The sequence below is a fragment of the Psychrobacter sp. 4Bb genome, from assembly GCF_002836735.1.
Classification (GTDB): domain Bacteria; phylum Pseudomonadota; class Gammaproteobacteria; order Pseudomonadales; family Moraxellaceae; genus Psychrobacter.
The window spans coordinates 25,287-39,542 of sequence record NZ_PJAS01000036.1; the positions used below are offsets into that span (position 1 = coordinate 25,287).

The 14,256-nt window shown below is 42.2% G+C and carries 13 protein-coding genes; 10 read left to right on the forward strand and 3 right to left on the reverse strand.

Features of this window, described 5'->3' with window-relative positions:
• Window positions 1-174: 174 nt before the first annotated feature.
• Together fis and purH are read left to right on the forward strand one after the other, a co-directional pair.
• Complete coding sequence (gene fis, locus CXF60_RS00895) at window positions 175-537, forward strand: DNA-binding transcriptional regulator Fis (RefSeq protein WP_057759230.1); 363 nt, start codon at window positions 175-177, stop codon at window positions 535-537.
• Between the two features lie 149 nt (window positions 538-686).
• Entirely contained in the window at window positions 687-2,267 is a 1,581-nt protein-coding gene (gene purH, locus CXF60_RS00900; protein WP_102090397.1) for a bifunctional phosphoribosylaminoimidazolecarboxamide formyltransferase/IMP cyclohydrolase, read from the forward strand.
• 192 nt (window positions 2,268-2,459) lie between these two features.
• On the opposite strand, the gene CXF60_RS00905 is transcribed toward purH, so the two are convergent.
• Both CXF60_RS00905 and CXF60_RS00910 read right to left on the reverse strand, forming a co-directional pair.
• A complete protein-coding gene (locus CXF60_RS00905; RefSeq protein WP_102090398.1) occupies window positions 2,460-4,334 on the reverse strand; it encodes a SurA N-terminal domain-containing protein in 1,875 nt (624 codons plus the stop codon).
• Window positions 4,335-4,685: 351 nt separating this feature from the next.
• Window positions 4,686-4,958: an HU family DNA-binding protein gene (locus CXF60_RS00910; protein WP_045445077.1), complete on the reverse strand. Its 273-nt coding sequence runs from the start codon at window positions 4,956-4,958 to the stop codon at window positions 4,686-4,688.
• 524 nt (window positions 4,959-5,482) lie between these two features.
• On the opposite strand from CXF60_RS00910, the gene CXF60_RS00915 reads away from it, so the two are divergent.
• The 8 genes from CXF60_RS00915 to fdx all read left to right on the forward strand — a co-directional run bounded on the left by CXF60_RS00915 (window position 5,483) and on the right by fdx (window position 12,639).
• A complete protein-coding gene (locus CXF60_RS00915; RefSeq protein ID WP_102090399.1) occupies window positions 5,483-6,127 on the forward strand; it encodes a hypothetical protein in 645 nt (214 codons plus the stop codon).
• Between the two features lie 395 nt (window positions 6,128-6,522).
• A complete protein-coding gene (locus CXF60_RS00920; RefSeq protein WP_102090400.1) occupies window positions 6,523-7,032 on the forward strand; it encodes an Rrf2 family transcriptional regulator in 510 nt (169 codons plus the stop codon).
• The gene (locus CXF60_RS00925) at window positions 7,029-8,255 is read left to right on the forward strand and encodes an IscS subfamily cysteine desulfurase (RefSeq protein ID WP_057759220.1); all 1,227 of its coding nucleotides are present in this window, start codon (window positions 7,029-7,031) and stop codon (window positions 8,253-8,255) included. The genes CXF60_RS00920 and CXF60_RS00925 overlap by 4 nt, the downstream gene beginning before the upstream one ends.
• 154 nt (window positions 8,256-8,409) lie before the next feature.
• A complete protein-coding gene (gene iscU, locus CXF60_RS00930; protein ID WP_057759218.1) occupies window positions 8,410-8,820 on the forward strand; it encodes a Fe-S cluster assembly scaffold IscU in 411 nt (136 codons plus the stop codon).
• Window positions 8,821-9,047: 227 nt separating this feature from the next.
• Window positions 9,048-9,368 (forward strand): iron-sulfur cluster assembly protein IscA, encoded by a 321-nt coding sequence (iscA, locus tag CXF60_RS00935; RefSeq protein WP_021814983.1) that lies wholly within the window; start codon window positions 9,048-9,050, stop codon window positions 9,366-9,368.
• Window positions 9,369-9,542: 174 nt separating this feature from the next.
• On the forward strand, window positions 9,543-10,124 hold the full coding sequence (hscB, locus tag CXF60_RS00940) for a Fe-S protein assembly co-chaperone HscB (RefSeq protein ID WP_102090401.1): 582 nt from the start codon (window positions 9,543-9,545) through the stop codon (window positions 10,122-10,124).
• 209 nt (window positions 10,125-10,333) lie between these two features.
• Window positions 10,334-12,214: a Fe-S protein assembly chaperone HscA gene (hscA, locus tag CXF60_RS00945; protein ID WP_102090402.1), complete on the forward strand. Its 1,881-nt coding sequence runs from the start codon at window positions 10,334-10,336 to the stop codon at window positions 12,212-12,214.
• A gap of 86 nt (window positions 12,215-12,300) precedes the next feature.
• Entirely contained in the window at window positions 12,301-12,639 is a 339-nt protein-coding gene (gene fdx, locus CXF60_RS00950; RefSeq protein ID WP_057759211.1) for an ISC system 2Fe-2S type ferredoxin, read from the forward strand.
• Window positions 12,640-12,736: 97 nt separating this feature from the next.
• Here fdx and CXF60_RS00955 read toward each other — a convergent pair whose 3' ends face one another.
• Window positions 12,737-14,158, reverse strand: coding sequence for an adenylate/guanylate cyclase domain-containing protein (locus CXF60_RS00955; protein WP_102090403.1), 1,422 nt, complete (start codon window positions 14,156-14,158; stop codon window positions 12,737-12,739).
• Window positions 14,159-14,256: the final 98 nt, after the last annotated feature.

A 14,256-nucleotide genomic window follows, 5' to 3' on the forward strand; every position in this document is an offset into this window, starting at 1 on the left:
GGGTGTCATATATAGATAAGCGTGAGTAGAAAACACAACGTAAATTCACTTTCAATTAAACCGTGATAGCCAAGATAACGATGAATCTATCAGCGCTAGGCGATATTAATTTGATATACTATGGTTCTGACCCTTCACAATCAGAATTTTTCTTCATCTCAAGGATATTATTTTATGGCACCTCATGCACAGCATAATGCCAATCATTTTGCTAAAAGCTCTGAGCACCCTGCCGATTATAATAAAGACGAATACCAATCACCTACGCACGGCTTTGATTTTGCTAGTCAACACTATACAAATAGTGCGCAGCAACCTCTACGGGTTCATGTAGAGCGTGTGGTACGTCAGTACTTTGCGATGCTAGGAGATGAGATGCCCACTGATTTATATGAGCTGATTTTGAAGCAAGTCGAAGAGCCTCTCTTATCTGTCGTCCTAGAAAAAACCAGAGGCAACCAAACCAAATGTGCTCAGATATTAGGCCTAAATCGAGGCACCTTGCGCAAAAAAATGAAGACCTATGATTTAATGTAGCATTGTTATATGAGCTTACCCATCATCATTGACTATCATTATGTATGGCAATCAAACGTTCCGCGCTCTATCTATCATGATACGGCATACCGTTGTCATCATCACCTTGCCAGACGTTTACGTCAGGCTTTTTTTATGGAAAATTTCTTATGAGTACAACCCCACTTGCCCTACTATCGGTCTCCGATAAGTCTAATATCGTCGAGTTTGCTCAAGGCCTTCTCAAAGCAGGTTTTGGTTTATTATCTACTGGCGGTACTTATCGTCTGCTCACAGAAAACAATGTCGACGTGACTGAAGTATCAGATTACACAGGCTTTCCTGAAATGATGGATGGCCGTGTTAAAACGCTACATCCTAAGATTCACGGTGGTATTCTAGGACGCCGTGGTACAGATGATGCAGTAATGAGTGATCATGCGATCGAACGTATCGACTTAGTCGTCGTGAACTTATATCCTTTTGCTGAAACGATCGCACGTGCTGACGTAACTATGAACGACGCTATCGAAAACATCGATATTGGCGGCCCTACCATGGTGCGTTCAGCAGCGAAAAACCACGCTCATGTAGGTATCGTCACTGATCCAGCTGATTATGACCGTGTACTTAACGCCTTAGACGGTGGTACCAAACTGACGACTGCTTTACGTTATGACTTAGCAGTAAAGGCGTTTGAGCATACGGCACAGTACGACGGTATGATTGCAAACTTCTTAGGTAGCCGTGTCAACGAAACTCAAGAGCCAGAAAACTTCCCACGTACATTCAATGTACAGCTTGAAAAAGCACAAGACCTACGCTACGGTGAAAACCCGCATCAAAACGCGGCTTTCTATACTGAAAACCAGCCTTTGAAAAGCAAACAAGCTTCAATCGCAACGGCTAAGCAGTTACAAGGCAAAGCGCTATCTTATAACAACATCGCTGATACCGATGCTGCGCTTGAGTGCGTTAAAGCTTTCAGCGCGCCTGCTTGCGTTATCGTTAAGCATGCCAACCCTTGCGGTGTCGCGGTTGATAATGACCAAGTAGCGGCTTATCGTACTGCTTTTAGCACCGATCCTGAATCGTCTTTCGGCGGTATCATCGCATTCAACCGTCCGTTGACGCTTGCTGCTGCAAAAGCCATTATCGACAATCAGTTCGTAGAAGTAATCATTGCACCTAGTATCGAAGACGGTGTACTTGAAGCGACAGCCACTAAGAAAAACGTACGTGTCTTGGTATGCGGCGAGCTACCAGCACCAGATCAGCGCGATATCCAACTTGACTATAAGCGTGTCAACGGTGGCCTACTGGTACAAGAGCAAGATCTAGGCTTAATCACTGCTAACGACCTAAAAATCGTCACTGATGTACAACCAACTGAAGCGCAAGTGGCAGATCTACTGTTCAGCTGGAACGTGGCAAAATACGTCAAATCTAATGCCATTGTCTACGCAAAAGGCCAACGTACTATCGGTGTTGGCGCAGGCCAAATGAGCCGCGTTAACTCAGCACGTATTGCTGCTATCAAAGCAGAACATGCTGGACTAGCAACTGAAGGTGCTGTTATGGCATCAGATGCGTTCTTCCCTTTCCGTGATGGCATCGACAATGCTGCTGAAGTAGGTATCTCTGCTATCATTCAGCCAGGTGGCTCTATGCGTGATGACGAGACCATTGCTGCTGCTAATGAGCATGGTATCGCGATGGTATTTACTGGCATGCGCCATTTCCGCCATTAAACAATCACCTATTAGTTTAAGACTAGGATTAGTCGTAGCAATTGTATTTATTACTGCGACTAATTTTCAGCTTCTATAGTATTCGTGATAATTATCGTTAAAGCATCACCCAAAAAAAAGCCACTGCATCAATCGATACAGTGGCTTTTTTACGTCTAAAAATAAGAATAAGAATAATAATCTAGCAAATACTTAGCGTCCTTGCGCATTTGCCATGTTGCTTTCATTAATCTCAACCGTATATACCATACGTAGATAGTCCAAATAGTCTTGCAACTGGTCTTGGCCTAAATTGTCACGGATAATACTGGCTGTTTGCGCTCTTTGCATATCAGACAGTGGCGACTGCTGCTCAGTTTTAATACGGTCTCCAACCAGTAGCGTTGCACCCATCTCAGTCTCACTAGCGATCGCGACAACACCGTTATCAGCGGCTTGCTGACTAAATGCCAATCCACGCTCTTTGTCTGTTAACTGTGTCGTTTGACGGTTAATCTCACCCAGTGCTTGGAAACTAACCGACTGCTTACTGATATCAGCTGGTGTCTTGATACCAGCAGCCAATGCTTTAGCATCTTTTAAAGCTAATGCTGTCGCTTTCTGCTGACGGAGTATTTGAGTGATTCTTGGGGTTGCATTTGCTAGAGCAAGCGTCTTAGTAGGACGATAATTGCTTGGCTGTAACCATACGGTACCGTTACCAACTTCTACGCCTGCCGTTACCGCTTGATCTTGAATAGTAAACTCATCAAATGCCTGTTTAACGACTGCTGGTTGCGGCAGTGCTGATTTGTTGTTCACTTTACGATAATCTTTGATACGCTTGAGGCTGACGTTTTCTTGCTGTGCGATATCTTCGATACTGAAGCCATCTGCCGCCAAATCATTGATTGACGTTACTTTATCAGCATAGATTTCCTGACGTTTATACTCTTTTGCTTTCGCAGTCAGCTCATCACGCATACTGTCTAGGCTTGGAATTTTTTTGCCATTGTCTTCAGTAACCGTAAATATCTGATAACCAAAGCTAGTCTTGATAGGCGCAGTCACATCACCAACGCTCAACCCTTCTAGTGCCTCTTGCACAGTATCCGCATCACTGCCAAACACTGACGGATTAAAGCGTCCGATATCACCACCTGTTTCACCTGATGGATCATCCGACTCTGCTTTAGCAAGCGCAGCAAACGCTTCACCTTTATTCAGACGCGCTTTCACTTTATCGGCTCGTGTTTTGGCATCTTTACCAGTAAACAGTATCTGACTGACTTTACGCTCATCAGTAGCCGCAATGCTCTGCTTATATGCTTCATACTGCTGCTGCAACTCTTCTGCGGTTACTTCATCAACCTTGATAGTTTGCGGGCTAAGCTGGATATAAGCCAAGTCAACCATCGCTGCACTTTTCAATGTGTCTTTGTTAGCATCATAGTAGGACTGAATGTCTGCTTTACTAAGCTTAACTTTGTCAGCATAGTCTTGCCAATTAAAGCGATGCACCCAAACGTTGCGCGACTCAAGTTGCAAGTCAATCAATTGACTGACCGCTTGCATAGGATAGACGGCCGTCCCAACAATACTGGCGTTCAATTGATCCAAGCTTAACTGATTGCGAAATTCTGCAAATAGTTGATTTTTGGTCATGCCGCGCTGACGCAAGAAGTTTGAGAACTGATCGTTTGAAAAGTTACCTTCTGCATCTTGGAATATTTCTTCTTGACGCAGCAAACGATTGATCGTGTCGTCAGACACTGTCATACCAAGCTTACCTGCTTGCTGCTCTAACAACGTACGGTCGATTAGACCCTTTAATACTTGCTCATGAAGCACATCTTCATTCAATAAGCTGGCATCTTCAACTTGCTCTAATACTTCAGAACGACGGCTATTCACAGCAGTTTGATACTCGGACAGTCCTACGCTTGCCTCACCTACCTGCGCAATCTGGTTGGGATCGACGTTGCCGCCAAAATAGCTTTCGACACCCAAGAGAGCGAGCGGCGATAGGCATAAAATCAATAAAATGCGACCTGGCCAGCTTTTTAAGAAATCGCGCAATTTATCCATAGTTATCTCTGCTTTATTAACCTATATTGATGAAAAACCATTGTAATACTGTTAGGAGCTGTTAAGTGCAACCTGCCAATATCAGTGCTATCTAAGCTCGCAATGGTAAGAGTAAGAGCGTATGCATTTTATAGTAAAAAACGAAATTTACTAAAGAAATCTGACTTAAATGACACACCTATCGCGCGCCCTATGATACGTGATTTTTCATGCAGACTCAAAATATTCACGACGCATGATACAAACTATAGCGATAAAAAAAGCACCTAAATATTAGGTGCTCTCTTCGATGGCTAGCTCATTACTTCAGCTATAGACCATCGACTATCATTTTATGCTTAAAAAATCGGCTTAGTTCAAGCGCTCTTTTAAGTTTTTACCAGCTTTGAAGCTTGGTACTTTGCTTGCTGGAATGCTTAGCTCTTCGCCAGTCTTAGGGTTGCGACCAGTGCGTGCTTTGCGATCTTTTACACTGAAAGTACCAAAGCCAACTAATGAGATGCTATCGCCAGCTTCTAGTGCTTCGCCAACACTTTCCATAACAGCGTTTAGTGCATCACCAGCTTGGGTTTTATTTAGACCACTTTTGTCTGCGATGCTATCAATTAATTCTGACTTATTCATAAAATTTCCTTCAAGTTTAAGGGGGTAATAAATGCTCACGCCAAGTATTGTAACGCTCTCATGGTGCTTACGCAATAAAAACTACCTAACTGGCGCAATAACAGGTTCTTCTTTGTTATCGTCTTTATATCAAGGCAGCATAAGGAGCGCAAGCGATTTTACATATTTTTGTGCTCTACACTACGTATTTGACACCTAATGTTACGCAAAGCGTTAAGAATTTATATATAACCGAGTCTGCATAACTGAGACGATTGGCTTTCCTATTTTCTACGCTTTGACAGATTTGTCAATTGCTGTCTATGCATTGCTATACATTAAGTTTGTATATTACTGGTCATAAATAAGAGTGTCTTTATTGACTGCTAAATTGTAATGTAATAGTTTAGCCACTACAGAAACTAGCGTTACTTTTTATTATAAAGACGTTACTATAAGCAAAATATCACTGCAAGTCTTGGGCAAATACAGACTTCTGTTTGCTCAATATCTAAAACTTGCTAAATAAAAAACGGATTACTTACATGAAGCGTTCTACGTTGTCTCACTCTTTTCTTAATATCATTTTAGTATTTATCGAGTCGGCGCTGACATTACTGTTACGTTTGGATCCTGAACTGCGTAAGGCCGCTTATCCGCTCGCCAAGCAAGGCACCGTGGTGGCGCTTCGCCTGTATTTACCGCATGTAGAAGTATTTGCCACCTTTAGTACCAAGGGCGTGTTACTAGATGCGCAACTGCCGATTGGTCGTAGTGAGCCTGACGTGGTTATCAATGCCTACAGCATTCAAGTTATCAACGCCATCACCACTCATGATAGCGAAACCACCGAAAAGCTACAGATGCGCGGTGAGTCGATTCAAGTACAACTGGTCAAACAATTTATTATGCAACTTGGGCTTGGCAGCTTGATTCAGGGGCTGATCAAAAAGATAAAGGGTGGTAAAGCCAAAACCAAACCTACAGAAGCTGATTTGGAAGAAAAAAAGAACAACTACAAGCTTCGTATTAAAGAACAGCAAACACAGATTAATACCTTGACCATTAAGAACCGTGAACTTGAAACAACTGTGAGAGAGCTCCAGAGCAAGCAAAAAACGTTGATGATTGTCACTGTTGTCGCCCTGGTCATTATGATCGGTTCAGTCATCGCACTATTGATGAATTAGTTTTGGTTCACTGAATTACCTATAAATAAGCGTTCAATGTCTTCTGTAGATATTGAACGCTTATTTTTTACTTCGTTAAATATATCTGTAGCAGACAAACTAAGCTGCTTATATCTCACTCATATATCTCTTCCAGACATCATTGTTTTTATCAATTACAGCAATAAGCTTGATTAACCATTGAACCACACTTTAATCTTGACTAAATTACTCGGGATTAAGTATAATTACCTTAATCGTTGCACACATCGGGTTAATCATCTGTTGTTCAATAACGATAAGACAAAACTTAGCTGACGTATTATTGGTTGCTCTTTTTATCTTATGAGTACTTATTAAGACTTTTGGCTAAGATCGTTGTTAAACATAAATGACATCAAGTTTGGAGATAACACATGCGTTTGACTACTCGGGGCAGATACGCTGTTACCGCATTATTAGATTTGGCATTGCAGACCAGCCAACAAGACAGTGCTGTATCATTATCCGATATCGCCAAACGGCAATCGATTTCAATATCGTATCTTGAACAGTTATTTTCTAAGCTCCGCAAACGCGGCCTTGTCACGAGTATTCGCGGTGCAGCTGGGGGTTATAACCTAGCCAAGCCATTGAATGAGATAGATGTGATGAGCATCATATCTGCGGTTGATGAGTCAGTAAACGCGATGCAGTGTGAAGGACGCGGTGACTGTCAAGGTGGTACAATGTGCCTAACTCACGATCTGTGGTGTGCACTGTCGAATCATATCGAACAGTACTTGAAAAATATAACATTAGCGCAATTATTAGATATGGAAAACGTGCAGTCAGTCTCAGAGCGTCAGCACATCTCTACAAAAGATATTTCCATAAAAGACATTAATACTATTACTCTATCGAACAGCGAGGCAAACCCAGCATGAGCCAACATAACAACCTTATATACTTAGATTATGCCGCCACTACCCCAGTTGCTAAATCAGTAGCTGCTAAAATGAGCGAGTATTTGACTGTAGATGGTGTCTTTGGTAACCCAGCTTCACGTTCACATGGTTACGGCTGGCAAGCGGAAGAAGCAGTAGAAACTGCTCGCGGTCAAGTTGCTGAAGTTATCAACGCTGATCCACGCGAAATCGTCTTTACTTCTGGTGCGACTGAGTCTGACAACCTAGCCATTAAAGGTGCGGCACATTTTTATCAGTCTCGTGGCAAACATATCATTACCAGTAAAATTGAGCACAAAGCTGTATTAGATACCTGCCGTGAGCTCGAGCAAGAAGGTTTTGAGATTACGTATCTTGAGCCACAGCCAAGCACAGGTCTTATCCTGCCAGAGCAAGTAAAAGAAGCACTACGTGATGATACTATTTTAGTATCACTTATGATGGTGAACAATGAGCTTGGTACTATTACTGATGTTGCAGCGATTGGTGAAATCACTCGCGAAGCTGGCGTAGTTTTCCATGTTGATGGCGCTCAGTCTGTTGGCAAAGTAAAAATCAATCTTGAAGAAATGAAAATTGATTTGATGAGCTTCTCAGGTCATAAAGCATACGGCCCTAAAGGTATCGGCGCATTGTTTGTTCGTCGTAAGCCACGTATTCGCTTGAAAGCTGAACAACACGGCGGTGGTCATGAGCGCGGTATGCGTTCAGGTACACTACCAACGCATCAGATCGTTGGTCTAGGCGCAGCATTTGCTTTGGCTAATGAAAGCTATGAAGCTGACCATGCACATGCAGCCAAATTACGTCAAAAACTTTGGGATGGCCTACAAGATATCGAAGAGATTTACTTAAACGGTGATCTTGAGAATAGCGTACCAAATATTGTAAACATCAGCTTTAACTTCGTTGAAGGCGAGTCATTGATGATGTCACTTAAAGACTTAGCTGTATCGTCAGGTTCAGCCTGTACCTCAGCAACGCTTGAGCCATCATATGTACTACGTGCAATCGGTCGTCCAGATGAATTGGCACATAGCTCAATCCGTTTCAGCTTTGGCCGTTATACCACTGATGAAGACATCGATACTGTTATCAAACAGATGCATGAAGCTGTTGATAAACTACGTGCTCTATCACCACTTTGGGATATGTACCAAGAAGGTGTTGATTTAAACTCAGTCGAGTGGGCTGAGCACTAATTTCTAACATAGCTTTTTAGTATAGCTAGCAATATATATTTATTAAACAATTGATCAGACAATTAAATTAAGCGTTTGACCCCAATTATCGATGAGTAGTGAGACATTTAAAGTCGATAAACAACTACTCATCATCTAACTAGGAGAAAACCCCATGGCCTATAGTGACCAAGTTATTGATCATTACGAAAACCCACGCAACGTTGGTAATCTTGATAAAAACGCCAAGAACGTTGGTACCGGTATGGTCGGTGCCCCAGCATGTGGCGATGTAATGCGTCTACAAATCCAAGTCGACGATAATGGTATTATCGAAGATGCACGTTTCAAGACTTATGGCTGCGGTTCAGCGATTGCTTCAAGCTCGCTTGTTACTGAGTGGCTAAAAGGCAAAAGCTTGGATCAAGCTGGCGAAATCAAAAACAACGATATCGCTCAAGAGCTAGCATTACCACCAGTAAAAGTGCATTGCTCTGTACTTGCAGAAGACGCTATTAAAGCCGCTATTAGCGACTATAAAGGTAAGCATGGCGTAGCAGCTCCAGCAGAAGAAGCTGCGATCTAAGCTAAGCTAAACCTGCTAGCGTATGCGCTACGTTGTACTAGCAACGCTAAAGTAGCAATGTGTAATCGCTACTGACGCTAAAGAGGTGACAATGACACTTATGTAATTGTCACCTTTTGTTTTCTAATAGTTGTAAGCCTATTGTTTTGGCAATCTTGTAATTCTGGTTGTCAGTTTATCTAGATTTTTTTATTGATATTTATGATTAATAGTCAATGGGAGTTGGCATGATTGAAATGACAGAACGCGCCGCTCAGCATGTTCGAGACTTTTTGGACAATCGCGGCAAAGGCGAAGGCATTCGAGTTGGTATCCGTACGGCGGGTTGCTCGGGCTTGGCTTACGTTTTAGAGTTTGTAGATACCCCTGATGAAAACGACACGCGCTATGAAAGTCGCGGCGTTAGCATCTTTATTGATCCTAAGAGCCTCGTGTATTTAGACGGCTTATTGATGGATTACGAAAAAGAAGGTTTAAATGAAGGTTTTAAATTTACCAACCCTAACCAAAAAGGTGAATGTGGTTGCGGTGAATCGTTTACAGTTTAATGGTTCAATGGCTGAAAACCGATATATTTATGCTTCAATAAACTTTCATAAGAATAGTGCAGTATCTCTACTATCGCTATGAAGAAAGGTTAATGTAATTAAGTACCCAAGCGATTCAGTATTCTTAGCTAGGTCATGACCTCAAAAATAAATAAAAAAGTAAGGCATCAGATTATGACAGATATTACTTCAGAACCACAGTTTGATAACTTCTTTGCCCTATTTGAGCAGCCTGTACAATTTGAAATTAATCAAAGCAGTCTAGAGCAACGTTTGCGCTTGCTGCAGAAACGCTATCATCCTGATAATGTTGCTAAAAGTCAGACCGATATGGTTCAAGCACAGTTGCAGTCTGAAAAAGCGTCGGCTTTAATCAATCAAGCGTATCAAACGCTAAGCGCTCCTGATAGTCGTGCCGGTTATTTACTAGATATGGCAGATCAAGCACAAAACATAGAGCACTCAATCGCAGACTTGGATTTTTTGGAAGATGCGATGCAGATGCGTATGGATCTAGATGATGCTATCGAAGACAAAGATCTTGTAGCCTTGCAGCAATTACAACCTCAAATTACAGAGCGCCTAGCAAATCAATCTGAACGCTTCAATAATGCTTATCAAAATCAAGATTGGCAGACAGCGATTGATGCGACACAGAAGCTAAAATTTTTAGTTAAGCTAAATGCTGATGTGACGACTGGGCTTGATGATGTTGCAAATTCATCACATTCAGATGACGATGACTTATACGTCTAAACATCTATGGTTATATCTCTCACTAATAAGCTAAATTCTGTATATTTGGTTAAAATAGTGACCGTGATACCGTATAATCTTTGAGTCTAAGCGCATCAAACTGTCAGAATCCTTATTCCATGGAATGAGATTACCGACGTTAAGCTCTCGTACTACATATGCTATATTTGCTCCATTTCACTTATTCATTTTATCTCTGAGTTATCCTTATGTCTTTAATGCAAATTGCTGAACCCAATCAAAGCGCTCAACCTCACCAACATAAATTTGGCTTGGGCATCGACCTTGGTACTACACGCTCTTTGGTTGCTGTGGTGCGTTCAGGTAAGGCACAAGTCTTAGAGGCAGGTTCAGCGACAGATACATTATTACCGTCTGTTGTCTATTATCCAGCAACTGGCACGCCATTGGTTGGCTATGACGCCCTAGCGCATTTAGCGGATGATCCAAAAAATACGATCGTCTCGGCTAAGCGTTTTATGGGTCGTAGTCAAGCTGATATCAAATTCTCTCATCCTTATGAGTTGTCTGGTAATAAAGATGATATGCCTGCATTTGTAACGGCTCAAGGTGAGGTTTCTCCTGTTGCAGTATCAGCACGTATCTTAGCCGCTCTTGAGCAGCGTGCAGCGAGTGCCTTACCTGCAGATAGCATTGAAGGTGCCGTGATTACGGTTCCCGCTTATTTTGATGAAGCACAGCGTCAAGCAACCAAAGATGCCGCTCAAGCAGCGGGTATCAACGTACTTCGCTTGTTGAATGAACCAACGGCGGCGGCGGTCGCTTACGGGCTTGACCAATCATCAGAAGACAGTAAAAAAGAAAGCTATTACTTAATCTATGATTTGGGCGGTGGTACTTTTGACGTCTCTATCTTAAAGCTTACCGACGGCGTCTTTGAAGTGTTGGCAACTGGCGGTAATAGCGCACTAGGCGGCGATGATATTGATCGCCTTATTACCAATTGGATTATTAAACAATTAAATATCGACCCAAAAGACGTAAGCCTACATGACAAATCAATACTAGCTCAGCAAGCCAAGGCTTATAAACAAGCATTGACTGATGCTGAACAAGTAGATATCAATGTCACTGTCAATGGTCAGTCTTATCAAGGCGTATTAAGCCGTACAGATGTGCTAACTATCGTAGAACCTGTCAGTCGCCGTACGCTAAGCGTGTGCGAACAAGTCCTACGCGATGCCAAGCTGTCTACTACAGATCTAGATGAAGTTATCTTAGTGGGCGGTTCGACTCGTATGCCTGCCGTGCAGCAAGTCGTGACTGAGTTTTTTGCTAAGCAGCCACTTTGCCGCCTGAATCCAGATGAAGTGGTTGCCTTAGGTGCTGCCCAGACTGCTCACCAACTGGTTAATGGCGATAGTGACAACAATTTGTTGTTATTGGACGTAACGCCATTATCATTAGGTCTTGAGACCATGGGCGGTTTGGTTGAAGTACTCATCCCACGCAACACGCCTATCCCTGTGAAGAAACGTCAGGTATTTACCACGTATCAAGATGGTCAAACAGGCATGGTGATTCATGTGGTGCAAGGTGAGCGTGAAACGGTGGAAAACTGTCGTTCTCTTGGACGTTTCGAGCTGTATGGCATCCCGCCAATGAAAGCTGGGTTTGCGCGTATCGAAGTTACCTTTAGTATTGATGCTAATGGTCAGCTTACTGTTAGTGCGCAGGAAACTACGACTAAAACAGAAAGCAAGATCGAGATTGTGCCTTCTTATGGTCTATCAGATGAGCAGAAAGAACAGCTGCTTGTTGCAGGGTTTAAATACGCAGAAGAAGACAAAAATGCACGGTCTTTAATTGAGACAAAAGTAGAAGCGGAACGTGAAGTACTTGCCCTAGAGTCGGCACTTAACGAATTTGCAGCATTACTCTCTGTCGAAGAACAACAATCACTAGCAGAGCATATACAGGCGCTACGTAATTCTCTTAGTACTAATGACTTAGCGCTTATTGAAGCACAACAAGCACAGCTCAAGCCGCATAGTGATGCCTTTGCTGCACGTATTATGAATCAAAGCGTCAAGACCAGTATGGCCGGTACTAGTGCCAAAGACTGGTAATAAATATATCGACATATATCGCTTAACTGACACGTTAAGCTAACTTTTAATATCTTTTAAATTGATTAGCATCGGACAGATAATTTATGCCAAAAGTTACCGTACTACCCCACCACGAAATTTGCCCTGAAGGCGCAGAAGTTGAGCTACAGGCTGGTGAAAACTTATGTAAAGCACTATTAGAAAAAGGCATTAAAATTGAGCATGCTTGTGAGATGTCAAAAGCTTGTACCACATGCCATGTTGTAGTACGCAAGGGTTTCAACAGTTTGGATGAGATGGATGATATCGAGGCGGATCTACTTGATCGTGCTTGGGGACTAGAGCCTGACTCACGTTTATCTTGTCAGGTCATGCTTGATGATGATGACTTGACCATCGAAGTTCCTAAATATACCCTCAATCATGCTAAAGAAAATCATTAAACACTGATGATACTTCCTAGTTAAGATTAAAAAAGGCCAGCTATATGATAGCTGGCCTTTTTCTATATATGCTTTTGAGATATCAAACTTGAAACGCTTATTTGCGATTGGCATCCTCACGCTTACTTTCTGCTGCTATGTCCTTTACTACTTTTTCTTCCTCTTGCTCGATGCGTTCCAGTGCAAAATTTAAACGAGCTCTAATATCTTGATAATCATTGTCTTTCATATCTTTAAAATTCAAATGCAAATTGAAACCGGGCAATGTGTGGTCGACCCATTTAGAAAGATGACCTGTACTGGCACTAGGGTCAAGTACTTGCCATGCATCGACCTTTTCATCAATACCCTTCAAGCAAAATGCGGCAACGTGCTCACATTCATAGTTATGGCATATATAATCGTAAGTGCTTTCACTGACCAATATCTGATCTTTGCCCGCACAGGACTCAAGCCTAGAAGCTAGGTTGGCTTCTTTGCCAATGATGGTATAGCTTAATCGACTATTACTACCAAAATTGCCAACGTGACAGTAGCCAGTGGTGATACCAACACGTATATATAAACCTTCAAACCCCATCAACCGCCATTTTTGGCGTAAGGTGCGCATTTCTCGGCGCATATCAATTGCCATCGCCACACAATCTAATGCATCTTGACGCGAGCCGCGACTATTAGGCTCACCAAAAAAACATACCATGCCATCGCCGATGAACTTATCAAGCACTGCACCATGCTTATCAGCGATTGACGTCATACAATGCATATAAGTATTGAGAATGTCTGACAAGTTGTCAGAGCTTAGACTATCAGACAGTTCGGTAAAGCCGATAATATCTGAAAACATGATAGTTATTTTTGCGCGTTTATTAGAAACACTAACGGGGCTATCCGATTTGACAATAGGCTCCCAAATTTGTGGTGGCACAAAACGGGTCAGCTTATTGATCACTGATACCATTGTACTTAGGCGTCCCCCTGCCTTATGGGCAGAAGCCTTATAACCAATGTATTCTTGATATATACGCCAGAACTGATACAAAATAACGCCTAAGCTTGCTACCATTACTATCAATGGTAATAAGCCCTCATCAAAGCCCATACTATTCGCATTTAAGACTGTGCTAACGTAGAAAAACACAATGATAGTCACGACAGATACAGATAACAGTCTGAGGTGATTCTCAGGTCGGCTAAGAATAATACGTACACCAATCAAGGCAGCCAAGCTGATCGATATGACCGTACAACATTGTAGTGAACCGATGACAACCGATAATAGAATAATAACGATATTAGACGTCCAAAAGCTGGTCTGGCGTCGGTAGTTGTATATCAGAATCATGAGGCTTGGCAATGTAATAATAACCAATAGTGCCATTGAGATAGAACGGAAGTCGTAGTATATAGCACGCAAAACAACCGTCAGTATCAACACGAACACTTCTGGATAATCGAAACGACAAACTCCAGCATCTTTCAGCGGCGACTTTGGTTTGAATGTCTCTGAGAAGGTCATATGAGATTCACTTAAATAAGGTGAGCTATCTGAGAGACAAAGGCATACTACACTAACATATGTACGTTATTTGTCCTTATGACGATTTATCATAAGAT